The sequence below is a fragment of the Pseudomonas sp. Marseille-QA0892 genome (genome assembly GCF_054950135.1).
The window spans coordinates 3,013,953-3,036,613 of sequence record NZ_CM143104.1 but is presented as its reverse complement, the minus strand read 5'-3'; the positions used below and the strand labels follow the sequence as shown (position 1 = coordinate 3,036,613).

Sequence of the window (22,661 nt, the reverse complement as noted above, 5' to 3'; positions counted from 1 at the left end):
GTTGCGTTGGAAGTCGCCGTTCCATGCAGGCGCCGAGCAACAACGTCGGGAAGCGTCGGTTACGTGGGCAACCGGCGCTTCCCTCACGTCACGGTCACCGTCCCATCAGATCGCTGACCTTGGCCAGTAGCGCTTCGAACGAAATGGGTTTGTCGACGTGCCCCATGAAGCCGGCTTCGAGCGCTTCGTTGATGTCGCGCTCGCTGCCATAGCCGGTCAATGCAAGCGCAGGCGTTGCGGCGTGACGTTGGGTCTGGCGTAGCGCGCGCATGAAGGCATGGCCGTCCATGCCGGGCATCCCGATATCCGACAGGATGATGTCGAAATCGACCGTGTCGCAGATTTCGAGCGCCTGTTGACCGTTACTGGCCGTCGTCACCTGGGCGCCCTCGATTTCCAATAGGGTCTGCATGATTTCGCAAATATCCGGGGAATCGTCGACAACCAGGATGTGCAAGCCTACAAAGCGCCCGCCAACCACTTGGCCCCCGCCTTCCGATTTCTCCACGCCCTGGCAGGCGGGTAACCATACGCTGAAGGTCGCGCCCTTTCCGATGCCGGGCGAGGCGACGTCCACGCGCCCCCCATGGGCTTCGGTCAGCTGTTTGACCAGCGCCAGCCCGATGCCGAGCCCGCCGGTATTGTTCTTGGCCCGGCGGTTGGGCGCCTGGCCGAACATTTCGAAGACCTTTGGCAGGAACTGTTCGGCAATGCCTTGGCCCGTATCCTGGACGTCGATGCGCACATCCTCGTCTTCGCGCTGCAGCCGCAGGGTGATCCCACCGCCGTTCGGTGTGAATTTCAGCGAATTGTTAAGCAGGTTCCAAAGGATCTGTTCGACGCGCACTGGGTCCGCGTTTACCGCGAGCGGGTCGTCCTCGGCGCGTGGTACTTCGAGGGTAATGGCAATATCGCGCACGGTGCTCTCGGCATGGAGCACATCGGCAATGTCGGACACTAGCGCCTGCAGCGTGACGGCTTCACGGTTGAGCTTGAACTTACCGGTGTTGATACGGGAGAGGTCCAGCAGGTCGTCGATGATGCGCGCCTGGCTACGGACCGACGTCAGGATCGCGTCGATCGAGCGCTTGGCAATCGCCTGGGATTTCACGACCGAAAGCCGCGATACCAGCTCCGCATTCAGCTGGATGAGGTTCAGCGGATGCTTGAGTTCGTGCGACATGACGGCAAAGAACTCGTCCTTGAGCTTGGCAATGTCTTGCGTCTGCTCGAGGTGCGACTCCTGTGCTGTCTCGGTTTGCTTACGTTCGGTGATGTCGCGGCCAATCTTCGCGAAGCCTTGCCATCCACGGTCATGCAGAGGCGTGGTAATGCCGCTGCAGAAGAATCGGCTACCGTCCTTGCGGATGTGCCAGCGCTCGTCTTCGGCACGGCCTTCTCGGCGTGCCGTCTGGAGTTCGCTTTCCATCGCACCCGCTGCCAGATCCTCGGGCGTAAAAATGATCGAGAGCGGCTGGCCCACGGCTTCAGCCTCGGTATAGCCGAACACGCGTTCCGCCCCGTGATTCCAGGTCCTGATAACGGCTTCGTCGTCAAGGGTGATGATGATGTAGTCGCGGGTGCTTTCCGCCACGAGCCGCATCCGCTCCTCGCCCTCGCGCAGACGCGCCTCGGCCTCACGGCGCTGGCTGATATCGATGAACGTCAGGATCGCACCGTCAATGCGATTTTCCGTTGTGCGGTAAGGCAACGCCCGTGCGATGTACCAGCTGCCATCGACGCCTCGCACTTCGCGCTCGATCGTGCGCAGATGGGTGAACGCCTCGTCCGCGTCGGCTGCCATCTCCGGATAGAGCAAGCGATTGGTGATGTCGAGAATGGGCCGCCCCGTGTCCGTGGCAATGATGCTGAATAAGGAGCTGGCCTTGGGGGTGTACCATTTGATACGCAGTGCACGGTCGACGAAGACGGTCGCGATATCGCTCGATGCGATCAGGTTTTGCAGGTCATCGTTGATCTTGTCGGTTTCCTCGACCTTCGATTTCAGCTCCTGATTGACCGTGATCAGTTCTTCATTGATGGACTGCAGCTCTTCCTTGCTCGTCTCCAGCTCTTCGGTCGTGGAGCGCAGCTCTTCATTGATCGCCTGCAGTTCCTCGTTCGATGCTTTCAGCTCTTCAGTCGAGGTCTCGGATTGCTCGATCGTCGTCTGCAATTGCTCCTTGGTCCGCTGCAGCTCGCTTTCAAGCTGTGAAAGCACCGAATCCTTGTCATCGTCTCGGGGCCCCTTGGCCTCGGTACTCATAGTTTCCTCGACTTCGTCGAACAGAATGAGGACGAAGCTGGCTTCACCATCGCGGAAGGGGCGCGCGACCATGTTGACGTAATAGGCGCGGTCGTCACGCATCAGCTGGACACGACGGGCCTCCACACTCATGCCACTCTGGACGGCCTGGAACAGCGCCGTGCGCAGCTCGAGCCTCAATTCCGGCTGAACGAGCGAAAGCAGATTGCGAGAGGGTTCGCCGCCGACGTACCGCAGGAAGCGTCCGGCCTGGTCGGACATATGCACAATTTCCGAATGCTCGTTCACCAATACGCTGGGTGGCGCATATTGCTCGAGCACGCGCCGATGGGTTTCGGCAAAAGAGGCCCTGCTGTTGCCGCGTTCACGAACGCCTTGTGGCGCCATGGCCTTGCTGACCGGGATAGGGGTACTGACCGGCATTTCCGGCAACGGACGGCTGCTGCTGGATACTGCTCGGGCCCGGTAGATCCGGTTGCGCTTGTCCACGGCCACGAACAGATCGCTGCACAGGTCGGCGGATTCAGAGCTGCCAAGGAACAGATAGCCGCCCGGTACCAGCGCGAAATGGAACATGCGCAGGATGTCCGCCTGCACGTTGCGGTCTAGGTAGATCAAAAGGTTGCGACAAACCACGAGTTGCAGGCGAGAGAAGGGCGGATCGCGCAAAAGATTGTGGGAAGCGAACAGCACCCGTTCCCGGGTTTCCTTGCGGATGCGGTAGGCCGATTGCTCCTTGATGAAATGCTGCCGCAGGCGCGTCGGCGCGATGTCGGTCACGATAGCTTCCGGGTAAAGCCCAGTGCGTCCGGCATGTATGCCATGGTCGTCGATATCGGTTGCGAAGACCTGGTATTGAACAGGGGTGTGATGCTCGGCGATCTGATCGGACAGAAGGATAGCGAGTGAATACGCCTCCTCCCCGGAGGAGGTCCCGGCCGACCATACGCGAATGCAATTGTCCTCACCGCGTGGCAGATCCAGAAGAACCGGCAGAACGTCCCGTTCCAGCGCTTCAAAGGCTTCACGGTCACGGAAAAAGTTCGTCACGCCAATCAACATGTCATCCAGGAGCGGACGCGTTTCTTCGGGATGCCCATGGAGGTACCTGGCATAGGCGTCGAGGTCGCTGATCCGATTGACCTGCATGCGCCGCTCGATCCGACGCAGTACAGTCGCCCGTTTGTATTGCTTGAAGTCATGGCCGGTCCGGGTCCTGAGCAACGCAAGGATGTCGCGCAAGGGCGTCTCGATGTTGAGTTCAACATCATTGCCCGGCTTCTGGCCTAACGCGGGAGCTTCCGAATCATCGTCCAGCGGCAACTGGATGCACTTGATGTTCTCCCAGAGGTCAACGAGCTTTTGTGGCATTTCAACCACTGGCAGTACGAAGTCAACGGCTCCGGTCGCAATCGCGCTTCGGGGCATGCTGTCGTATTCCGCATCCGCCGGCGCCTGAGCCAGTGTTACACCGCCTTGTTCCTTGACCCGTTCCAGACCAATGGCGCCATCGCTGCCGCTGCCTGACAGAACGATACCCACGCCGTATTCGCGATGTGCATCGGCCAGTGTGCGCAGGAAGACATCGACGGCAATGTGACGCGGTCGATCGGGCGGCAGGTCAGTTACGCGCAGATAGCTGTCGTTCATCGACAGTTGCATGCGCGGGGAAATCACATAAACGTTGTTCCGCTCGACCGGCGTGGGCTCAGTGATCTTCGAAACCCGCATCTTCGTCGCCTTTTGCAAGATGCTGTCGGCGTTACTTTCATGGTCGGGAGACAGGTGCATCACAACGACGAATGCCATCCCCGTATTACTGGGCATGTGCTCGAAGAACCGTAACAACGCCGGCAAGCCGCCTGCCGAAGCGCCTAGCCCGACAACCGGAAATTTCAATGTGCTCCTGGCAATGTTCTCGGTTTCGCTTTGGGTTTTAGCCGGCGACGGGGCGTTATTCATTATTTTCCTTAGAACGGTATGCGGTCCGGATCAGGCAAATCCGATCTGGCTAAACAAAAGGGGCAACACATCGAGCAGGAGGCGCTGATCGGCCTTTCCAGGAACATCGCTAAGAGCGTCGGGAGCGACAGCGTTCGGGAACTCTGCCAAAAGGGCGCCGGATTGCCTAGGAATAAAGGCAAAAACGGCCTTGACCCCGACGATACGTGTTGGAAGCAATCAGTTCTGATCTCGTAGCAATATCAACGTTGCGTCCGTCGGGATAAATAACCGTATCGTGAACGTGCCCTTTAATGACCGAGTCCCCTTAATAGTCACGATAAAAGGGGATAGTCATGTCCGAATTCGACCGGCCACTGGCCGCTACACACATGTCGCCGGAACGCCTGGCGGAACCTGATCTGTCTGGCGGCGAGCGGGTCGCGCTGTCCGTGGGTGGCGGCGCGCTCCTTGCCAACGGCCTGCGCCGGGGAGGTATCTGTGGTTGGCTGCAGGTCGCGGCTGGGGCCATGCTGGCGGCCCATGCCGCCACCGGACGCTCGCCGCTCAAGCGCGCTACTGAAGCCTCGCCCTGGGAGCAGGAGTTGGCCAAGGAGTATGGCTGGCGTAACGCCGAGGCCATACAGCGCAGTGTGACGATCGCCCGGCCACGTAGCGAAGTGTTCGCCACTATTCACGATACGAAGACGCTCGCCAGTGTGCTCTCCTGCGTAGAACGGATCGAGCCAACAGGTGAGGGCACGGACTATCGCTGGACGCTGCATGGGTTGATGGGACGCAAGCCGGAATGGACGGTGCGCCTTGAAGAGGCAACGCCTAATGAACGGCTGGTCTGGATCAGCGAAAGCGGTTGCCCGTTCGAGCACCGTTTCACGTTGAAGCTGCTTGATGCGCCACATGGCCGAGGCACTGAGATTCAGGCGGTGCTGGCCTGCCAACCACCGGCGGGGCGGGTAGGCTATGCGGCAGCCTCGCTGATCAGCCCATTTTCGGGGCGGGTGCTCTCCAATGAACTGCGTCGTATCAAACAGTACCTGGAGACAGGCGAGGTATCGTCGTCCCGCCTCAATCCGCTGCAGGAACGCCAGGCAAATGGTGATGCAGTGCCCGGCCCCGGTGTGGCCCAGGCTGGATTCGGAGGTGCGGCATGAGAGCGCTGACGTGGCAAGGGCCTAACAAACTCACCGTCGAAACGGTGCCGGATCCGGAAATCATCAATCCGCGTGACGTCATCCTCAAGGTGATCATGTCCTCGGTGTGCGGTTCTGACTTGCACCTGCTTGGCGGCTACGTACCCGCCATGAAACCGGGTGACATCATTGGCCACGAGTTCCTGGGTGAAATCGTCGAGGTCGGTTCGGGCATCAAGGACTTCAAGCGCGGTGACCGTGTCATCACGATATCCATCGTTGGCTGTGGTGATTGTGAGCACTGCAAGCGGCAGGATTTCTCCTGCTGCGACAACTCCAACCCCAAGCCCGAGGCGACCGACATCGCTTACGGCCAGCCATGTGCAGGCATCTTTGGCTACAGCCATGCGTTTGGCGGCTATGCGGGGAGCCACGCGACCTATATCCGGGTGCCGTTTGCCGACGTGAACGTATTCAAGGTGCCGGAAGGCGTGAGTAACGAGCAGGCCGTGTTCGTCTCGGACGCCGCGCCGACCGGTTACTTTGCCGCCGACCTTGCCGATATACGCGAAGGCGAGACCGTCGCGGTCTGGGGCTGCGGCGGGGTAGGGCAGATGGCGATTCGCAGCGCCTATCTGTTGGGTGCGGAGCGCGTGATCGCAATCGACCGTTTCCCGGATCGCTTGGAACTTGCCGAGCGCAAAGCGGGCGCAATCACCATCAATTACGAAACCACGAATGTCCACGAGGCGCTGCTGGAGCTCACTGGTGGCCGCGGGCCGGATCGTTGTATCGATGCGGTCGGCATGGAGGCGCACGGCACCGGCATCGATTATCCCTACGACAAGGCCAAGCAGATGCTGCGTCTGCACACCGAGCGCGGCAGCGTGCTACGGCAGGCCATCCGCGCGTGCCGCAAGGGCGGTACCGTGTCGGTCATCGGTGTTTATGGCGGGCTCATGGATAAATTCCCCATGGGCGCGATCGTCAACAAGGCCCTGACGCTGCGCTCTGGGCAGCAGCCCGGGCAGCGCTATGCGAAACGCCTGTTCGAGCACATCCAGAAAGGCGAGCTGGACCCCAGCTACCTCCTGACGCATCCCATGAGCCTGGAGGACGGCCCGGAAGGCTATCGTTTGTTCAAGGAGAAGCAGGAGCAATGCATGCGAGCGGTGTTCATGCCGTAAGGTCTATCGCTGAAGGTGCAGGATGCGCGGCGTGACGTTTGGTCGCCGCGCACTCGGCCGGCACTGCAATCACCTGTATCGCGGAACGGCCAAGGTCTGCGGGGCGACTGTGGTAGTTAATGCTGTGCGCTTGTAGGCACGATCCCGGTGGCAGCGGATGCCGTCAGGCGCTTACGCGGAAGGCAGTGATCGGTGGTCAATCGTAGACACGCACAGGACCCTGTAGGCGCTGCTTGCTGCACGCAGATACTGGTCAGCCGCGACGGCTGCCAAGTTCGGATCCAGCGCGTCTGATCAATCCCTTTCACAAGCAAGCTGAACGCAGTGCGGCTGGGCTCCTGAGCCGAGGTTCCTGGGCGAAACAGCGTATACGCCGCCACTGACTACGCTGCCTCATTCATCGAACGGCGAGGCAAACAGGAGCAAGGGAGGTGGGTTCAGCGCAGTAGCATCGCGGCCCATTGCAGGCAGCGGCACAGCAAAAACCCCATACCGCGTTGCGGTATGGGGTCCTTCAAACCACGCGTTGCGACTTATTGAGCCGCTTCACCACCATGAGCCTTGGCCAGCTCTTTGGCGTGCTTCAGGTGGTCTTCGAGCTTGGGCAGCGTTTCATTAGCAAACGCTTTCAGCTCGGCGTCGTCGCCTTTCTCGGCGTACTCACGGAACAGTTCGATGGTCTGCTCGTGGGCCACGACCTGGTTGTTCGCGTAGGCCTTGTCGAAGGACTCACCGTCGCGCACCTGCAGGATCATCTTCTTCGCCATGTCCATAAGGGTGGCGTTGTCAGAGACGTCGAGTTCCTTTTGCTTGGCGATGCTTGCCAGCTTCTCGTTGGCCGCAGTGTGGTCGTCGATCATGGACTGAGCGAACGATTTCACGTCCTGTGCAGTGCCTTTCTCAAGGGCCAGCTTGCCCGCTTCGATCTCAGCGATGCCTTTGGCGGATGCATTGTCCACGAACGAGGAGGCAGACTCCTGTGCATGGGCGAACGATGCGGCCGCGCCGAGGATCAGTGCCGAAGCGATGGCCTGGCAGGATTTGAGAGTCATGGTCATGGGGCGTCTCCATTGGTGAGATGTTTTTCGTTATGCCCTTTTTATGACCGCTTAGGCTTTGCAGGAGTGCCTCGCTTTCAACAAGAAAGGCCTCACGAGACGTCCATTCGTCTGCAAATAAGGCGGTAAGCGTTGTGTACCCGGAGGGGATGGGCGTTTCGACTACGACGACGCGGTCGTCCTTAGGTCGATTCGATAGCGCCGGTCGCGGAGTGGCGCTCGAATTGGCCTCGATAGCCATCGAGGCTCGGTACACCGGGAGCGGGCGTCACTATTATCTGGTGTTTCGCTCGAACACACGCTTCCTGGTAAGGGCGCCGGCTGTGCGCCGGCGCCTTCGGTCTCAACGTATATCCGTGAGCAGCTCCCCGCGAAGCAGGGATTTGATACGCACGAGATGGTCATTTTCCTGCGTCAGGCAATGCTGGAACGACTCGGCCATCTTGCTGTGGCCGGCAGTGTCAGCCAGCTCGATCAGGAGCTCCCATGCAGCATTGTCTGTCAACTCAATGGTCAACAATGCCTGCAACATCTGTGGGATGTTGGTGCGCGGGTCGGTCAGCACCTGCACGATCCCTAGTGCCTGAACGCCTGTCACGTCCGCGCAAGGTGTCTGAGCAGTCGGATCGGCGCCCAACGTCTCGATGGCACCCTTGAGCATCATCATGTGCTCGGCCTCTTCGTTGCGGACCTTGCGCAAGGTTTCCATCAGCTCGGTGTCGCTACCTTGAAGCGCCTCCGCCTTGGCGATAGCCGCTTCGTAGAGACGGACACCGGTGCGCTCATAAGCCAGCCGCTCACCCAGCTTGTCCACCAGCAGTTCAGGGGCTGCACCGATCAGCTTGTCCATGGCCGTCTTGGCCATGCCTTTAACGGAGCCCGGCGGCGGGACCGAGCCGATTCGGTCGGCCTCCTGTGCCCGGACGGCGCGCTCCTGCAGCAACGCGCTTGCGTCGCCAGGGACATTCGGAAGAATCTGCTCGGCGGCCTCCAACTGAGCCTTGGTGTCCTGAGGGGACATCTGTGTACCGGTGTAATTGGTGCCAATCTTGGCTGCTTTGGACATGTGATCTCTCCTCTCAGGGTGCCTTGCGCGCGAGTTCGGTGCCGGGGGCCCATTGGTAGCCGGCCGAGACGATGTCTGCGGCGAAGCTCTGGGAGGCCAGTTGATTGCGGTAGGCAATCGAAGCCTCGCTTTCCTGGCTGGCGTCGACGTACTGCGTACCGTTGGTGCGCAGGTTTACTTCCGCAGCCAGCACGTCGCGCACGAATTGCCGTTGGCTCTTCAGCTCGATCATTTTCGGCAGCGGGCCACCGAGGATCTCGGCCGGGTCGCGACGTTCGATCTTCTTGAACCATTCGCAGGCGACGTTCAGGTGGCCCAATTCGTAATCGAGGAAGCGCTCCCAAATGGCCTTGATGCGAGGGTTCGGTTCCTGCTCGGCGCAACTGGCGTAGGCATAGACTTCCATGGCCTCGTGCACCAGCCACTTCTCGATATGGCTTTCCGTTGGGTCCGATAGAGAGCCGTACTGCGTCACGTGCTGCTCTTCGACGGACGCAATTTCGGCATAAAGCTGACGCGCGAGTGGGTCGGCAAACAGCGGGCCGATATTCATGTAGTAGTCGTGCGTCTGATATTCCGCCGCGGTGATCATTGCCGCGTGGATCTTGGTGATCAGTGCAGCGTTGTCCTTCTCGTAGTTTTCCCGCAGGTCGTTCTCAGGCGCGCGGTGATGGACGTTGGTTGGGCGGCCGGGAACGATGTCCGTGTAGCCCTGCAGGATGTTGTTCGCATCCTTGCCTTCCAGGCGATCCAGCATTGCGGAATAGCGATAGAGGTGGTCGAAGTCTTCCAGCAGGCCGAAACGATAGGTCTGCGCCTGGTAGGGGTCCGGCTCCGTTTGCGCTACCGCTGCGGTGATCTCAATGGCGACCTGCTCATAGGCCACGGTCGTTTCGAGCGGGGAATGATCGGCCGAGAGAAGCCAGTTCACCTGGGTGGCCTGGTGTTGCTCGACACGCCGGATCTCGGCGAGTACGCCTCGTAGCTCACCGTTGAAGCGGGAGATGCCATGCTTCAAGCGGAGGGCATCGGTCTCGATGCCGTTCATGAGGATGACGCGGATACGGGTGAAGGCATCGTCATCCAGTTTGCTGATTGGCTTGCCCGCCATTTCCTTCCAGGTGAATTGCTGCTGTTTCTCAAGGGGCACGCCCTTGTTGTCGAGTATTCCGGATAGGTTCATGCACGCCTCCTCAGGCACACGGTCGTACTTATAATCGAGGGCTAATTAAGGAGGGCTTTAATTGGGTTAAAATTCCCTCTGGGTTCTGCGAGGGACTGGATCTTCGATAGCCGGTTGCCAGGTGAAGTGGCAATACCCGTTCTTGCAGGGTTCCGGAAGGCGCAGGTTGTACGTGCAATCCCCTTTGTAAAAGATTTGTACAGCTATTTGTATCGAGTCTGTAAACGGGCTGTACAAGAAAGCACTTACGTTTTCGTATGCCGTGATATCACATATCCTTTTTTCGCTATCACTCGCGTTCCTATCTGATATCAGCCCGCTTGTCGGTGCTGCAGGGCATTCTAAAACTCGGCGCGTTTCGGGTGGGTCCTCTTTACAGGTACGCCGTTATGTAAGCAGGCGGCCTCAACAGTATCGACGAAGAGGTAAGCGATGAAAGTCAAAACGGTGGAAGACCTCCTGGTACATTCCCTCTCCGACGTTTACAGCGCAGAGAAACAACTCGCCCGTGCATTGACCAAGCTCGCCCGTTCCAGCAGCAACGCTGACCTGGTTTCCGTCTTCGAGACACATAAAGAGGAGACCCAGGGCCAGATCGAACGCATCGACCAAGTCGTTGAGCAACTGGGTTTGCGCCTCAAGCGCGTGAAGTGTGTAGCGATGGAGGGCCTTATCGAAGAGGCTCAGGAAATGATCGATGCCATCGACAAGGGCCCCGTCCTCGACGCTGCTCTGGTTGCCGCTGCCCAGAAAATCGAGCATTACGAGATTGCAAGCTATGGCACGCTTGCCACGATGACCAAGCAAATGGGTAACGAGAACGCCACCAAGTTGCTGCTCGAAACGCTGCAGGAAGAAAAGGCGACTGATGAAAAGCTCAGCTTGCTCGCCGAGTCCGTGTGCAATGCCGAAGCCATGAAGAAAGCAAGCTGATTACAGGTTTCAAGACTCGGGAGTTTGCGCAGGTACCGTAAGGGCCTGCGCTTTTTTTATCTTTATTGAGCCGGTCCGGTGGGCTAAATAGGTCAGCTTGCCAGCGGTAGCAGACGGGCTGGATCGAGTGTGCAGGCGCTTGGATGAAACGCGGGGATTGGAATGCGTGGGGACACGGCTTCGATACATGATCGCGATCGCTCAATACTGCCGCCGTTACCTGCGGGTACTCGGGCATTGATCAGGCGTAGGGGGGCTCGGATGTGCGGGGATGCAAGACTTCGGGCGTAGCGGCAGTGCGCGTTCGTGTCGCGAACACAAAGGCCGGGAGAGTACTGGCGCGGAGAGCAGGAATGGGCATAACAGGAGCCAGACGGCAGCAGCGCTGCCGTCCGGGTAGCACTTATTTCTTGGCTGTCTCGCCCGGCATCTCAGAGCGCTCCATGAACGCGACCGTGATTTCCGGCAGGTGTTCCAGCAGCCACTTCGCCATCGCTTCCTCCTGCGGAAGGATGGATTCGGCCATCGCCTGGGTTTCGTGGTCGCCCGCTGCTTTTGCCGCGGCAATGATCGTGGTGTAGGTCGCAATTTCAATGTGTTCGAACACATAGCCACTGATCGAACCTTTTACCACTTCGTCAGACATGGCCATGCCGCCAACGGCCTGACCAAATGCCATCAGCTTGCCACCGATGTCTTTAAACGTTGAAGGGCTACTTCCCAGCTGCGAGATACGCTGCTCGAGCTTTTCTTTCTGCCCTTTGGTTTCTTCAATATGTTGCTCAATACGGCTCTTCAACTGCGGGTAGTGCTCGAGGCGGCCCGCTTGTGCCGAAAGCATTTGTTCGGCTTGTTGTTCCATGGCATGGGCATCGCGCAGCCAGTCGAGCAAGTTATCGGTACGTGAGGCCATTTCGGTTTCCCCTTCAGTGTGGATTCCTTTAATTGAAACCGTCAGGGGGCAAATGGTTTCGTTTGTGCGATGAACCGTCTGAAGCGCGTCTTGAAGCCGTCCGTTTGTCATGACCGGCTCGCTTTCAAGCGAAACGGATGAACTTCGAGGCAGATCGAAGCTTCCATTGAATACGTGCCGCTAGATCGTTTTCCGAAACTTGCAAGCGGCACTTCATCAGGAGAAACGCCAGATATCCAAGGAGACGGATCCTTCCGAACCGTGGAGATAATTCATGTTTGTCCATAACAAGCGGCTTCAGTACACCGTGCGCGTCGGCGCACCGAATCCAGGCTTGGCCAACCTGATGCTCGAACAGTTTGGCGGCCCGCAAGGCGAGCTCGCCGCTGCGATGCGCTATTTCACTCAGGGCCTGGCCGAGACCGATCCAGGTCGCAAGGACATGCTGATGGACATCGCGACCGAGGAGCTGAGCCACCTCGAAGTCATTGGCACCATTATCGGTATGCTCAACCGTGGCGCGAAGGGGCAGATCTCCGAGGGCGTCGAAGAAGAAGCGGCGTTGTATCGCTCGCTGACCGATGGCGGCAACGATTCCCATGTGACGTCGCTGCTGTACGGCGGGGGCCCTGCGCTGATCAATTCCGGTGGCGTCCCGTGGACAGCTGCGTATGTGGATTCCATTGGCGATCCGACCTGCGACCTGCGTTCGAACATCGCGGCTGAAGCACGGGCCAAGATTGTCTACGAACGTCTGATCAATGTGACGGACGATGCGGGCGTGAAAGATGCGCTCAAATTCCTCATGACACGTGAGCTGGCTCACCAGAAGTCCTTCGAGAAGGCCCTGCACTCCATGCAGCCGAACTTCCCGCAAGGCAAGTTGCCAGGCATGCCCGAATTCACCAATGTCTACTACAACATGTCGCAGGGTGAAGGCGAGATGCGTGGCTCCTGGAACCAGGGCGACGAGTGGGAATACGTCGAGAATCCGCAACCTGCGGTGGACGGCGGAGACGGCATGGCGTCAGTCGAGCTGCCTGCCAAGGATGCGGAAGTGGTCACGCAATTGACCAAGCGGACCATGTCCGATCCCTCGGTCGATCCGCTGACGGGCGCCGACCTGGGTTCAGGCGCAGCCCTCAAGAAGTAAGTGAAGCCCCTGACGGCCGCCTCGCGCGGTCGTCAGCTTTCGTAGGCACTGATGTCGATATCCACTGAGCTCCAGGCCATGCCCGCATAGGTCGGGTTTGACCGAAGCTGTTCGACCGGTGACGGTGGTGGGACCGGCAAATGAGCATGAGCCAGTTTCTTCAGCTGTTCGTGCGCCGACTCGACGACCTGCTGATACACAACCCCCATTACGGAACCCGATGCTGAAGCGCCGGGAATGTCCGGTATGTAGATATCAATGGTGCTGTCCCACAGGATCGCGATTGGGTATCTCATGCCGAATGTCCTTGCTTTTGCGTTGGAGCAGCAGCGGGACGAGAGGTTCGCTGATGGTGCCCGGGCCATGGTATCGGGCTTTACATCAGAGCGCCGCACGTCTCCCGTATTCGCTCCCGTTGCACCCTCTACATTCAGGACGGACCCATGCGAATACATCATCTCAATTGCGGCTGCATGTGCCCGGTAGGTGGCAGAATCTTCGATGGCTTCAGCCATGGCGTGACGGCCCGGCTTGCCTGTCACTGCCTGTTGATCGAAACCGATTCCAGCGGGCTGGTTCTCGTGGATACCGGGTTCGGGACGCGCGATATGGCGCAGCCGTCTGCGCGACTGAGCGGCTTCTTTCGCGCGTTCAACAACATCCAGTACAGCCATTCGCTTACGGCGAAAGCGCAGATTGAAGCGCTAGGATTCTCCGTGTCGGATGTACGGCACATCGTGTTGACCCACCTTGACTTCGACCATGCAGGTGGCCTGGATGATTTCCCCGGCGCCCGGGTGCACCTGCTTCAGCGAGAAATGGACGAGGCAAGGGCGCCGGGTGGCTTCATCGCGACCAACCGTTATCGCGCCCAGCAATGGGAAGGCGTCACGGATTGGAGGCTGTATAAGCCTGAAGGGGAAGGGTGGTTCGGTTTCGACCGAACGCGGGAGCTGGATGGACTGCCGCCCGAGATCCTGATGATTCCACTGCCCGGCCACACGCTCGGCCATGCCGGCATAGCGCTCGACACGGGTAGCGGCTGGCTGCTGCACGCCGGGGATGCCTATTTCTACCGGGATGAAGTCGGGCAGGCGGAGCGCACATGCACGCCGGGCCTGCGCTTCTATCAACGCATGATGGAAGTCGACCGTGCCGCCCGGCTTTCCAACCAGGCGAGGCTAAGAGCGCTGTCGATCCAGCCGGACGCGGACGTGCGAATGTTCTGCAGCCATGACGTGAAGGAGTTGGAGCGCTTCAGCGCGTAAGGTCTAAGCCATCCACGCGGTGACGGGCACCGGCTGCCATCCAGGGCGGGTTAGCGACGCGTAACCCGCCGGAGCTATTCGCCGCGGCGGGTAGCCCTTGTGGGCGCACAATGTCCCTTCGGCTAAGCGCTCATGTTCGGGCAGACGCATCGTAGGCAATGGTTCGAGGTAAACGGTGGAAGCCCTTCGGGATTCCACCCTACGCGCGCTCGGCCATGTAGGGCGGGTTAGCGACGCGTAACCCGCCGGAGTGATTCGCGGCGTCGGGTAGCCCTTGTGGGCGCGCAATGTCCCTTCGGGTAAGCGCTCATGCTCGAGCAGTCGCATCGTAGGCAATGTTCGAGGTAAACGGTGGAAGCCCTTCGGGATTCCACCCTACGCGTGCTGCCCACGTCCGTCAGCTCGCAGGATGGATGGTCGAAGCTTTTCAGGCGATGGCGGGCACAACCGGTGGCACGCGGAACGCGAACCGCCCTGCGCAGGCAGGGCGGTTCAGAAGGAGAAAGGTAGCGTCAGGGCGAGATGGGGTCGCTGGCCGGGAAGGTTTCTTCGAGCGCTTCGTCCACCTGGTCGTCGTCGGCCTCGCTGGGGTGGCGCTCTTGTTCTTTCTCGCCTCCGCTCGGGGAGATGCTCTCAAAGGCCTGTTCGTCGGTCTGCTCGGTGTTCACGTTTTTGGGGTCACTCATGTATGCGAAATCCTCTCTTGCCGGTAAGGCTGCCACAGGTGCAGGAGCACCTGTGGCAACAGGTCAGGAATGCAGGCCGGGGGTGGTGCCGGTACGACCCGAATCGGAGCCTTGTGAGCGCATGCGCTCGTTGACTTCGTGGGCCATGTCTTCACCGGCATCCGCCGCCTTCTGGTAGCCCTCTTTAGCCTTCTGTTTGGCTTTCTGGGTCAGTTGATCGCTCTTGTCGCCCATGAGCTGATCTTCCTGGGTGGTGCGTGGCAGGGCGCCGCCGAGCATCGCGCCAATCGCAATACCGAGTGCGCCCAGTACGAGCGGCTGCTCGTGTAGAAGGTTCTGGAACCCGGCTTGCGCACGTTCGCTTTGGCGGCGAAGACTATCAGCGGCCTGACGGCTGCTGTCGCCAAGCTGCTGGCCCGTCGAGCTGAGCTTGTCCCGCATGTCGTGTTGCATGCGGTTGGCCTTGTCGGTCATGTCCGAGGCCGAGTGGCGTGCGCCGTTGGCCTTGTCCTTCATACCCGCCATGGCGCTTTTGGCGCTGTCGGCGGCGCCGTGCAGGTCGACACCGTGACCGCTGCCAGACGTGGACGGCTGACGTTGGCCCATCATCATCCACGCAAGACCCACGGTGGTGAGCAAGGTGGGGACGGGATTGGTTTTCACCGTCTGGCCCAGGTTTGCGGCAAATTCGCCGCCATGGCCTTTGGTGTAGCTCAGCGCCTGATCCAGCAATTGGCCAGGCGAAAGCTTGCTTTCAAGTGCATTGACCAAGTGGGTGATGGATTCCCGCTGCTGGTCGATTTCGCGTTCCAGCGTGGCCGGGTCCTTGTGGGATTCGGCGTCGATTCGGCTTTGCGTGCTCATTACATGTTCCTCCGAATGGCGTCTTTATCCTTGTTCAGGCTGTCGACCGTGCGCTCGGGCTTGAAGGAGCTGGCTTCGAATTTCTTCTTGCCACCCTGAACCATGATGAAGCCCACAATGACGACCACACCGCCCACAATCAGCGCAGCTGCCCAGGGTTGCAGGACCGTACTAAGGCCATAGACGGCGGCCTGAAGCAGAATAACCAGGCCGGCGAGAAGAACGGCGCCACCCATGCCCATGCTGACGGCACCCGCCTTGGTCGCACGGATCGACTCGGTCACTTCGGCTTTCGCCAGCGCGATTTCCTTGATGAAAAGATCCGGGACTTCGCGGGTCAGTTGCTTCACGAGCCCACCGACGGAACCGTCGTTGGCACTGGACTGGTAGCGTGCGTCGCTTTTCACGTCTGGCGTATCGGGCATGGTGTAGGTCGGCTCTGCTGTGCGGTTAGGCTGGTTCATGAGTGAAGTCCTCCATTGGGGCCTTTACCAGTCCCGCCGCCATAGAGCGGGTTGGGTGGGGTCTTCGCATCACGCTCGGCTTTGCTGGCGGGGTTGAAGGTGGGAAGTTCGGCCTGTTCGGCCTCGGTGGAAATCGGTGCGCGGTTGGGCGCGTCTAAATCGTCAAATGGACGGGTCGACGTGCCGAAGCTGGCATCGGTATCGACTTCTGGTTCGCCGTCATCGAAGTAGCGAGCGCTCGGTGCGCGGGCATCAGAGGTCGAGGGGCCGGACGGAGCGGACGTGGTAGACGTTTTCGAGGACATGGGCGTCATCGAGTTCGTCGTCTGGCTGCTGTTGCTCGATGCCTTCACGAAGCGGCTCAGGCCGAAACCGATGGCAACGCTGCCTGTGATGAACAGGGCTGGATTTTCCCGCGCCAGTCGGTTCGCGTCATGAAGCAGATCTTCTGCGCTCTTGCCTCGCAGGGTCTCGGCGAACTTGCCAAGGCTCCCGGCCAAATCGGCTACGTAGTGAGAAAGCCCGACAGGATCATCCTGCTCACGCATTGCTTCGGCGGCTGCATCGGCGGTCTGTGCAACCTTGTCGACCTGGTCCGCTGCGGTGTCGCGGTATTGTGCGAATTGGGCTTCGCCCTCGTGTTTGACCTGATCCTTGGCCTGCTTTGCCTCGTTCTGGAGGCCGCTCGCGGATGACTTCATCTCATCCCGTTCGGTTCGTGCTCGGTCGTTATCGTAGGGAGTTGCCATTGTCTGTCTCCGTCTATGTACTGCCTCGCGGCAGGTGCATGGGTTTCGACGGACTTCGGTAACACGTCGAATCGCTGCGTACATAGAAGGTGACTGGCCGCTGGGCGCGGGAGTTTCAGCGAAGCGGCCACCGCTGGTCGGCGCTCGGCTTTGGATGGGCCGCTCAATGGCCCGTCAAGTGGCGTGTCAGGCCTCGCTGAGCAGTGCGCGCGATACACGGCCGAACGCGGCGCTGCTGGCTTCCTCACCGGCGTGGCGCCTCTCCCGAATGCGCCATTGGCCGGCGACCAGGACGTCGCGTACCTGCCGGTCGCCACCGCCGAAGATCCAGCGGTTCAGGATGGCGTCATCCCCGGCACACTCCAGATAGGGATCGCTGCCATCCAGCACGATTGCATCCGCATGATGTCCGGCCTCGAGCCGCCCGATGGGCTGACCGAGCGCCTGTGCGCCGCCACTGAGCGCGTGCTCGAAGAGGGTGAGGCCGACATTGGACTGGGATGAGGTGAAAAGGCGATTTCGGCGTTGGTCACGCAGCCGCTGGCCGTATTCGAGCCAACGCAATTCTTCTGCCGGGCTGACGCAGACATGGCTGTCTGAACCAATGCCGAAGCGCCCGCCGTTGGCCAGGAATGCGCTGGCCGGAAAGATGCCGTCACCGAGGTTGGCTTCGGTCGTCGGGCAGAGGCCAGCCACCGCGCCACTGCGAGCGATTGCCTCGATTTCCTTCGTATCGGCATGAGTGGCGTGCACAAGGCACCAGCGCGCGTCGACGTTCTGGTGCTCCAACAGCCATTGAATGGGGCGCCGGCCGGACCAGGCCAGGCAATCGTCGACTTCGCGCTGTTGCTCGGCGATGTGAATATGGACCGGGCAGAGGGTATCGACCGCGGCAATGACAGTGCGCATCTGCTCGGGCGTGACGGCCCGCAATGAATGCAGGCAAAGTCCGAGCGTTTGCCCAACCTGCTGCGTCATGGCTGCCAGCGCTTCATGTTGGCGCAGATACGCATCGGCGGTTTGGATGAACCGTCGCTGGCCGGGATTGGCCGGTTGGCCGCCGAACCCACTGTGACTGTAAAGCACAGGGAGCAGCGTAAGCCCCATTCCAGCGTCCACGGCCGCCTGGCTCAGCCGGCCGGCGAGTTCCGTCGGATCGTCATACGGACGTCCGTCCAGGTCATGGTGGACATAGTGAAATTCGGCGACGCGTGTATAACCGGCCTTGAGCATCTCGATGTAGAGGTGGCGGGCAACGACGTGCATCTGCTCCGGCGTGATCCGTGCGACCAGGCGGTACATGAGGTCACGCCAGGTCCAGAAGCTGTCTTCCGGATCACCCGCCACTTCCGCAAGGCCTGCCATGACGCGCTGGAAGGCATGGGAGTGAAGGTTGGGCATGCCCGGAATCAGCGGGCCAGCGACGCGCTCCGCATCCCCCGGCGCGGCGTCACGCTCAACCTTTGTGAAGTGCCCTGACGCGTCGATCTCCAGGCGCACGTTGTGAGCCCAGCCGTCGGGCAACAGAGCGCGTTGAGCGAAGAGGGCGGTCATGGGTGACTCCGGCAGTAGGTTGTATATACATATACAGCCCGTGGTCGCCTGCGTAAACTGCGCGCCATCGCCCCCAGCAGGACCGCTTGATGCCTCACCCCCATCTTCCCCCGAACCCGTCCGAACAGGCCGTTGGGCCGGCGCCGCTGTACGAGCGCGTCAAGCAGATGATTCTTGGCCACATTCGCTCGGGTGAATGGCCCGCCCACCACCGCGTGCCGTCCGAAAGCGAGCTTGTGAACCAACTTGGCTTCAGTCGCATGACCATCAACCGTGCACTTCGCGAGCTGACGGCGGACGGGGTGTTGGTGCGGATGCAGGGCGTGGGTACCTTCGTCGCCGAGCCGAAGCGGCAGGCGGCGCTGGTGGAGGTTCACAACATTGCCGACGAGGTCGCCGCGCGCGGTCACCTCCACCGCCTCGAAGTGGTTACCCTCACGGAAGAAACCGCCAGTACCGAGCGCGCACTGGCATTGAACGTGAAGGAAGGCCAGCGGGTATTCCACTCCTTGATCGTCCATTACGAGAATGATGTGCCCGTCCAGATCGAGGATCGCTATGTGAATCCGCAGGTGGCGCCCGATTACCTGCGGCAGGATTTCCAACGGGAGACGCCGTTCGCCTACCTTAACCGTGTGGCGCCGTTGAGTGAAGGCGAGCACGTCGTCGAAGCGGTATTGCCCGATGCGTCCGAGGCGCGCCTTCTGGACATCAAGCGCAGCGAGCCCTGCCTGCTCATCCGTCGGCGTACCTGGTCAGGTACGCATCTGGTCACCAGTGCTCGTCTGATCTATCCAGGCAGCCGCTATCGGCTCGAGGGGCACTTCGGCTCCTGAAAGGCAGCATAGCCGGGCGCTCTGGGGTGAGCGCCCCTGTTCGCATTTGCCTGCCGTCCGCCTGGCATCGCATACCGTCGACAGTTGAGGTCGTTCGCGCTGATTTGACCTACAATCCGCATGCCCTGGCGGCTTGCGTCCCGCCGCGTCGCTGCATTCTCATCAATCCCTTGCTGACATCGATAAGACGGCCACGTCCCGAAGGATGATTGGCCGCGTCCGTGGTTGGAGTTCGTCTTGATAGCGAAATCGGGTGCGTTACGCAGTGTGCCGTTGCGTAGAAGACTTCTTGCGATGGCGTTTGCCGGCATCATTCCTCTGGCGCTGTTCGGCGCCGTTGGCCTCGGCTTTTTCATACACGACCAGCAGCGTCAGGCTGAGCAGCGTGCGTTGGAGTCGAGCCGCCAGGCGGCTACGACAATCGAGATCGAACTGCGCCGATCGATTACCGTGCTCCAGGCACTCGGCGAATCCCCCCTCCTGGATGTGCCGGATCTGAATGGCTACAGCGCGCTCATTGAGCGTGTACTCCCGCTCGTACCGGGCTGGCACGCAGTGCTGGTCGCGACGCCAGACGGTACCATCGTGCGCCGCGTGTCCCGTCAGCCGCAACCGCAACCGCAACCGCCGCAGGCAGGCGGGCCGATGGCGGAGGAAGAGAGCTTCTGGGAGGCGGTCGCGACGCGTAAGCCAGTCGTTGGCCAGTTGGGTCGCGGCCCGTCCGGGACACTTGCGATGCCTGTACGGCTGCCCATCGTCCGGAATGGCGAGCTCAAATATGTGCTGACCGCTGCCGTGACCCCCGAGTTGATTCGCGAAGCCCGCAACACCCGGACGCTCCCGGCCAACTGGGTGGGATCCGTGTTCGACCGCAATGAGCTGCGTATTGCGCGAACTTCGCTGCATGAGGAAAGCATCGGGCAGAAGGCGCTGCCGAGTCTGGCAGCCTTGCTCGACGGGTCCGAGGACGAAGGCATCGGCTATAGCGTGACGCGTGAGGGCAGCTCGGTATACGTGGCGTTCGTACGGCTACCGGAATCCGGTTGGACAGTCACTACCGCCATTCCTACTGATGAGTTCATGGGGGCAGCGAAGCGTGCACTTGCGGTATACGGCAGCGGGCTCGCGCTGTCCTTGCTGCTGGCCTTCGCCGCAGCCGTATTGGCTTCCCGCCGCGTGAGCCGGCCAATGCGGGACCTCCAGGCGGCTGCACGGCGTATCGGCGTCAATGCGCTGCCTGAGCCTCCTACCAGTGATATCGAGGAAGTCCAGGAGGTCGGCCAGGCACTGATCGACGCATCCGAGTCCAGGCGCCGCAGCGAAAGCGAACGCGACGAATATCTCGGGAACCTCAGCACGGCCCGGGATGAATTGACCCAGCAGGTTGCCGATCTCGAGACGCTCCAACGTCTGAACCACCGGTTGCTTCAACTACCCTCCTTGCATGAACAATTGCAGGCGATCCTCGAAACGGTTTGCCGCTTCCATGGAAGCCCGTTTGGGCATATCTCGCTCAGCCGCAACGGGGAGCCTCTGCGCATCTACGTCTCTCAGGGCCTTTCGTCAGAGGCCCTGCAAGCACTTGGGACGATCGAGCCAGGGCAAGGCGCCTGTGGCCAGGCCGTTAGCGAGTGCCGTCGGGTCGTCATCGCGGATACCGAGGCCGATCCTCGCTTCGCCCCCTATGTGGCACTTGCGCGGCAGGAAGGCTTTGCGGCGGTGCACAGCACCCCGCTGCGCAGCAACATCGAAGGGACGATCGGTGCGTTGACGGTCCAGTTGCCCGAACCACGCGAACCGACGCTCCGGGAACAGCGTCTCGCGGACATGTGCGCATCGAAGGCAGCCGTTTTCATCGACCGGGCTCGTATGCAAGACGCCGCGCTGCAGTCACAGCAACGCCTGCGGATCGCACTGGAGAGTTCGGTCATCCCGTTCGGCATCGCAAGCGTACAAGGTGATCCGGCATTGCCTGACGCAACGCTCGACTGGGAGTATCTCAACCCAGTAGGGGCCACGACGCTACAGGCGCTCGGAGAAGCGGGCACCGGGATCAAGTGGAGTGGGGCGCACCGTCGGATTCTCGAGCTGTGCCGTGAGCAGCTGCTGCGGGGTGAACCGCATTCGACCGAAATCCAGGGCGAAGACCCGGCCGGCGCGCTGCGGTGGCTTTACATCGTCGCCACGCCCTTCGATCGCAATGTTGCGGTCTGGTTTACGGATATCACCGATCGCAAGCATCAGGAGCAGATGCTCAGGGATGCAGACGCGCAAAAGGACCGGTTCCTTGCGGTCCTGGCACACGAACTGCGCAATCCGTTGGCGCCTATCCGCCAGGCCGCCGCGCTTATCACATCGCCCTCGATAACCGATGAGAAGCGCATGCGTGCGTGCGAAACCATCGAGCGTAATGTCAGCCACATGGGCGCTTTGCTCAACGATCTGCTGGACGTATCCAGAATCACCTTCGGCAAGATTCAGCTGCGTCTTGCCACGGTGACCGTGCAGGACGCGGTGAACGCGGCGTTGGAGAATACGCTGTCGATGCGTCACGCGAAGGCGCATCGGCTGGCCCTGGAGATGCCCACCGAGCCCTTGCAGGTTCGTGCCGATCCGCTACGGCTTGAGCAGATACTGACCAACCTGTTCAGCAACGCCGCGCGCTACACGCCCGAGCAGGGTTCATTGAGGGTTGAGGTTCAGGCCGCCCAGAAAAGCGTTCAAATACGGGTGGCAGATAGTGGAATTGGGCTGGCAAGGGAGGATCTCGATGCCGTCTTCACGATGTTCTCACAGGTCGACCCACGGTCGGAGCAGAGCGCGGGCGGCCTGGGCATAGGCCTCGCACTGGCCCGGGAGCTGGCCAGACAGCACGGCGGTGATATCCGGGTTGAAAGCGCCGGGCCGGGCTGTGGCAGTCAATTCACCCTCAGCCTGCCGGTGGGCGAGCCTGCCTTGGCCACAAAGGTGTTTGAGCCGCTTGCTGGTTCGTCGTCCGGGGCAACGGGACGCCGAGTATTGGTGGTGGATGATGACGCCGATATTGCCCATACCATGGCTGAGTTGTTGGAGCTGGAGGGGCACGACGTCATGGTGGCGCTGGATGGCGAAGCCGCACTGGCCGGCTTCGCCGCGCATCGCCCGGATGTCGTCTTGTCCGACATCGGTATGCCCGGCATGAGTGGCCATCAGATAGCACGAGCGATCCGGGCGGCCGAGGGTGGCCAGGATGTCCGTCTGATTGCCATGACCGGCTGGGGACAGGCGGATGATCAGGCGGAAGCCTATGCGGCCGGCTTCGATCACCATGTGACGAAGCCAGCGGATATTTCGCTGATCTACCGGCTCGTTGCGGCCGAGTGATCCGGTAGGTCTCCATGCACAGGCCC

Annotated in this window: 18 protein-coding genes; 7 read left to right on the top strand and 11 right to left on the bottom strand. The window is 60.7% G+C overall.

All coding sequences use genetic code 11. The features are described 5' to 3' along the window. Window positions 1-94: 94 nt before the first annotated feature. Complete coding sequence (locus tag ACY8D3_RS14125; protein WP_462379402.1) at window positions 95-4,228, bottom strand: CheR family methyltransferase; 4,134 nt, start codon at window positions 4,226-4,228, stop codon at window positions 95-97. A 335-nt stretch (window positions 4,229-4,563) separates the two neighbouring features. On the opposite strand from ACY8D3_RS14125, the gene ACY8D3_RS14120 reads away from it, so the two are divergent. Continuing rightward, the gene (locus ACY8D3_RS14120) at window positions 4,564-5,379 is read left to right on the top strand and encodes an SRPBCC family protein (RefSeq protein ID WP_462379400.1); all 816 of its coding nucleotides are present in this window, start codon (window positions 4,564-4,566) and stop codon (window positions 5,377-5,379) included. Next, window positions 5,376-6,545, top strand: a complete 1,170-nt coding sequence (locus ACY8D3_RS14115) for a zinc-dependent alcohol dehydrogenase (protein WP_462379399.1) — start codon at window positions 5,376-5,378, stop codon at window positions 6,543-6,545. The genes ACY8D3_RS14120 and ACY8D3_RS14115 overlap by 4 nt, the downstream gene beginning before the upstream one ends. A gap of 533 nt (window positions 6,546-7,078) precedes the next feature. Here ACY8D3_RS14115 and ACY8D3_RS14110 read toward each other — a convergent pair. From ACY8D3_RS14110 to ACY8D3_RS14100, 3 genes are all read right to left on the bottom strand, one after another. After that, window positions 7,079-7,603 (bottom strand): DUF4142 domain-containing protein, encoded by a 525-nt coding sequence (locus ACY8D3_RS14110; protein WP_462379398.1) that lies wholly within the window; start codon window positions 7,601-7,603, stop codon window positions 7,079-7,081. 343 nt (window positions 7,604-7,946) lie between these two features. Then, complete coding sequence (locus tag ACY8D3_RS14105; protein ID WP_462379397.1) at window positions 7,947-8,669, bottom strand: ferritin-like domain-containing protein; 723 nt, start codon at window positions 8,667-8,669, stop codon at window positions 7,947-7,949. A 13-nt stretch (window positions 8,670-8,682) separates the two neighbouring features. Beyond that, window positions 8,683-9,852: a hypothetical protein gene (locus ACY8D3_RS14100; protein ID WP_462379395.1), complete on the bottom strand. Its 1,170-nt coding sequence runs from the start codon at window positions 9,850-9,852 to the stop codon at window positions 8,683-8,685. Between the two features lie 432 nt (window positions 9,853-10,284). Between ACY8D3_RS14100 and ACY8D3_RS14095 the strand changes: the two genes are divergently transcribed. After that, window positions 10,285-10,785: a YciE/YciF ferroxidase family protein gene (locus ACY8D3_RS14095; protein WP_462379394.1), complete on the top strand. Its 501-nt coding sequence runs from the start codon at window positions 10,285-10,287 to the stop codon at window positions 10,783-10,785. A 403-nt stretch (window positions 10,786-11,188) separates the two neighbouring features. Here the strand turns inward: ACY8D3_RS14095 and ACY8D3_RS14090 are convergent, their stop codons facing one another. Beyond that, complete coding sequence (locus ACY8D3_RS14090; protein WP_462379393.1) at window positions 11,189-11,698, bottom strand: ferritin-like domain-containing protein; 510 nt, start codon at window positions 11,696-11,698, stop codon at window positions 11,189-11,191. Window positions 11,699-11,972: 274 nt separating this feature from the next. On the opposite strand from ACY8D3_RS14090, the gene ACY8D3_RS14085 reads away from it, so the two are divergent. Then, on the top strand, window positions 11,973-12,851 hold the full coding sequence (locus tag ACY8D3_RS14085; protein ID WP_462379392.1) for a manganese catalase family protein: 879 nt from the start codon (window positions 11,973-11,975) through the stop codon (window positions 12,849-12,851). 32 nt (window positions 12,852-12,883) lie between these two features. Here the strand turns inward: ACY8D3_RS14085 and ACY8D3_RS14080 are convergent, their stop codons facing one another. After that, window positions 12,884-13,147, bottom strand: coding sequence for a type II toxin-antitoxin system HicB family antitoxin (locus ACY8D3_RS14080; protein ID WP_462379391.1), 264 nt, complete (start codon window positions 13,145-13,147; stop codon window positions 12,884-12,886). 147 nt (window positions 13,148-13,294) lie between these two features. Between ACY8D3_RS14080 and ACY8D3_RS14075 the strand changes: the two genes are divergently transcribed. After that, entirely contained in the window at window positions 13,295-14,119 is an 825-nt protein-coding gene (locus tag ACY8D3_RS14075) for an MBL fold metallo-hydrolase (RefSeq protein ID WP_462379390.1), read from the top strand. 512 nt (window positions 14,120-14,631) lie between these two features. On the opposite strand, the gene ACY8D3_RS14070 is transcribed toward ACY8D3_RS14075, so the two are convergent. From ACY8D3_RS14070 to ACY8D3_RS14050, 5 genes are all read right to left on the bottom strand, one after another. After that, complete coding sequence (locus ACY8D3_RS14070; RefSeq protein WP_462379389.1) at window positions 14,632-14,805, bottom strand: hypothetical protein; 174 nt, start codon at window positions 14,803-14,805, stop codon at window positions 14,632-14,634. A gap of 63 nt (window positions 14,806-14,868) precedes the next feature. Next, window positions 14,869-15,669, bottom strand: coding sequence for a DUF3618 domain-containing protein (locus tag ACY8D3_RS14065; protein ID WP_462379388.1), 801 nt, complete (start codon window positions 15,667-15,669; stop codon window positions 14,869-14,871). Continuing rightward, a complete protein-coding gene (locus ACY8D3_RS14060; protein WP_462384386.1) occupies window positions 15,669-16,094 on the bottom strand; it encodes a phage holin family protein in 426 nt (141 codons plus the stop codon). Before ACY8D3_RS14060 ends, ACY8D3_RS14065 begins: the two co-directional genes overlap by 1 nt. Before the next feature lie 35 nt (window positions 16,095-16,129). Beyond that, complete coding sequence (locus tag ACY8D3_RS14055) at window positions 16,130-16,882, bottom strand: hypothetical protein (protein ID WP_462379387.1); 753 nt, start codon at window positions 16,880-16,882, stop codon at window positions 16,130-16,132. A gap of 186 nt (window positions 16,883-17,068) precedes the next feature. Next, window positions 17,069-18,436 (bottom strand): formimidoylglutamate deiminase, encoded by a 1,368-nt coding sequence (locus ACY8D3_RS14050; protein ID WP_462379386.1) that lies wholly within the window; start codon window positions 18,434-18,436, stop codon window positions 17,069-17,071. An 89-nt stretch (window positions 18,437-18,525) separates the two neighbouring features. On the opposite strand from ACY8D3_RS14050, the gene hutC reads away from it, so the two are divergent. Together hutC and ACY8D3_RS14040 are read left to right on the top strand one after the other, a co-directional pair. Beyond that, window positions 18,526-19,272 carry a histidine utilization repressor gene (hutC, locus tag ACY8D3_RS14045; protein ID WP_462379385.1) on the top strand — a complete coding sequence of 249 codons (747 nt, stop codon included), beginning with the start codon at window positions 18,526-18,528 and terminating at the stop codon, window positions 19,270-19,272. 273 nt (window positions 19,273-19,545) lie between these two features. Then, a complete protein-coding gene (locus ACY8D3_RS14040; RefSeq protein WP_462379384.1) occupies window positions 19,546-22,635 on the top strand; it encodes an ATP-binding protein in 3,090 nt (1,029 codons plus the stop codon). The last annotated feature ends 26 nt before the right edge of the window (window positions 22,636-22,661 follow it).

Coding starts and splice junctions, on each gene's coding strand:
- ACY8D3_RS14125 (WP_462379402.1), bottom strand. CDS start 4,228: ATGAATAACGCCCCGTCGCCGGCTAAAACCCAAAGCGAAACCGAGAAC.
- ACY8D3_RS14120 (WP_462379400.1), top strand. CDS start 4,564: ATGTCCGAATTCGACCGGCCACTGGCCGCTACACACATGTCGCCGGAA.
- ACY8D3_RS14115 (WP_462379399.1), top strand. CDS start 5,376: ATGAGAGCGCTGACGTGGCAAGGGCCTAACAAACTCACCGTCGAAACG.
- ACY8D3_RS14110 (WP_462379398.1), bottom strand. CDS start 7,603: ATGACCATGACTCTCAAATCCTGCCAGGCCATCGCTTCGGCACTGATC.
- ACY8D3_RS14105 (WP_462379397.1), bottom strand. CDS start 8,669: ATGTCCAAAGCAGCCAAGATTGGCACCAATTACACCGGTACACAGATG.
- ACY8D3_RS14100 (WP_462379395.1), bottom strand. CDS start 9,852: ATGAACCTATCCGGAATACTCGACAACAAGGGCGTGCCCCTTGAGAAA.
- ACY8D3_RS14095 (WP_462379394.1), top strand. CDS start 10,285: ATGAAAGTCAAAACGGTGGAAGACCTCCTGGTACATTCCCTCTCCGAC.
- ACY8D3_RS14090 (WP_462379393.1), bottom strand. CDS start 11,698: ATGGCCTCACGTACCGATAACTTGCTCGACTGGCTGCGCGATGCCCAT.
- ACY8D3_RS14085 (WP_462379392.1), top strand. CDS start 11,973: ATGTTTGTCCATAACAAGCGGCTTCAGTACACCGTGCGCGTCGGCGCA.
- ACY8D3_RS14080 (WP_462379391.1), bottom strand. CDS start 13,147: ATGAGATACCCAATCGCGATCCTGTGGGACAGCACCATTGATATCTAC.
- ACY8D3_RS14075 (WP_462379390.1), top strand. CDS start 13,295: ATGCGAATACATCATCTCAATTGCGGCTGCATGTGCCCGGTAGGTGGC.
- ACY8D3_RS14070 (WP_462379389.1), bottom strand. CDS start 14,805: ATGAGTGACCCCAAAAACGTGAACACCGAGCAGACCGACGAACAGGCC.
- ACY8D3_RS14065 (WP_462379388.1), bottom strand. CDS start 15,669: ATGAGCACGCAAAGCCGAATCGACGCCGAATCCCACAAGGACCCGGCC.
- ACY8D3_RS14060 (WP_462384386.1), bottom strand. CDS start 16,094: ATGCCCGATACGCCAGACGTGAAAAGCGACGCACGCTACCAGTCCAGT.
- ACY8D3_RS14055 (WP_462379387.1), bottom strand. CDS start 16,882: ATGGCAACTCCCTACGATAACGACCGAGCACGAACCGAACGGGATGAG.
- ACY8D3_RS14050 (WP_462379386.1), bottom strand. CDS start 18,436: ATGACCGCCCTCTTCGCTCAACGCGCTCTGTTGCCCGACGGCTGGGCT.
- hutC (WP_462379385.1), top strand. CDS start 18,526: ATGCCTCACCCCCATCTTCCCCCGAACCCGTCCGAACAGGCCGTTGGG.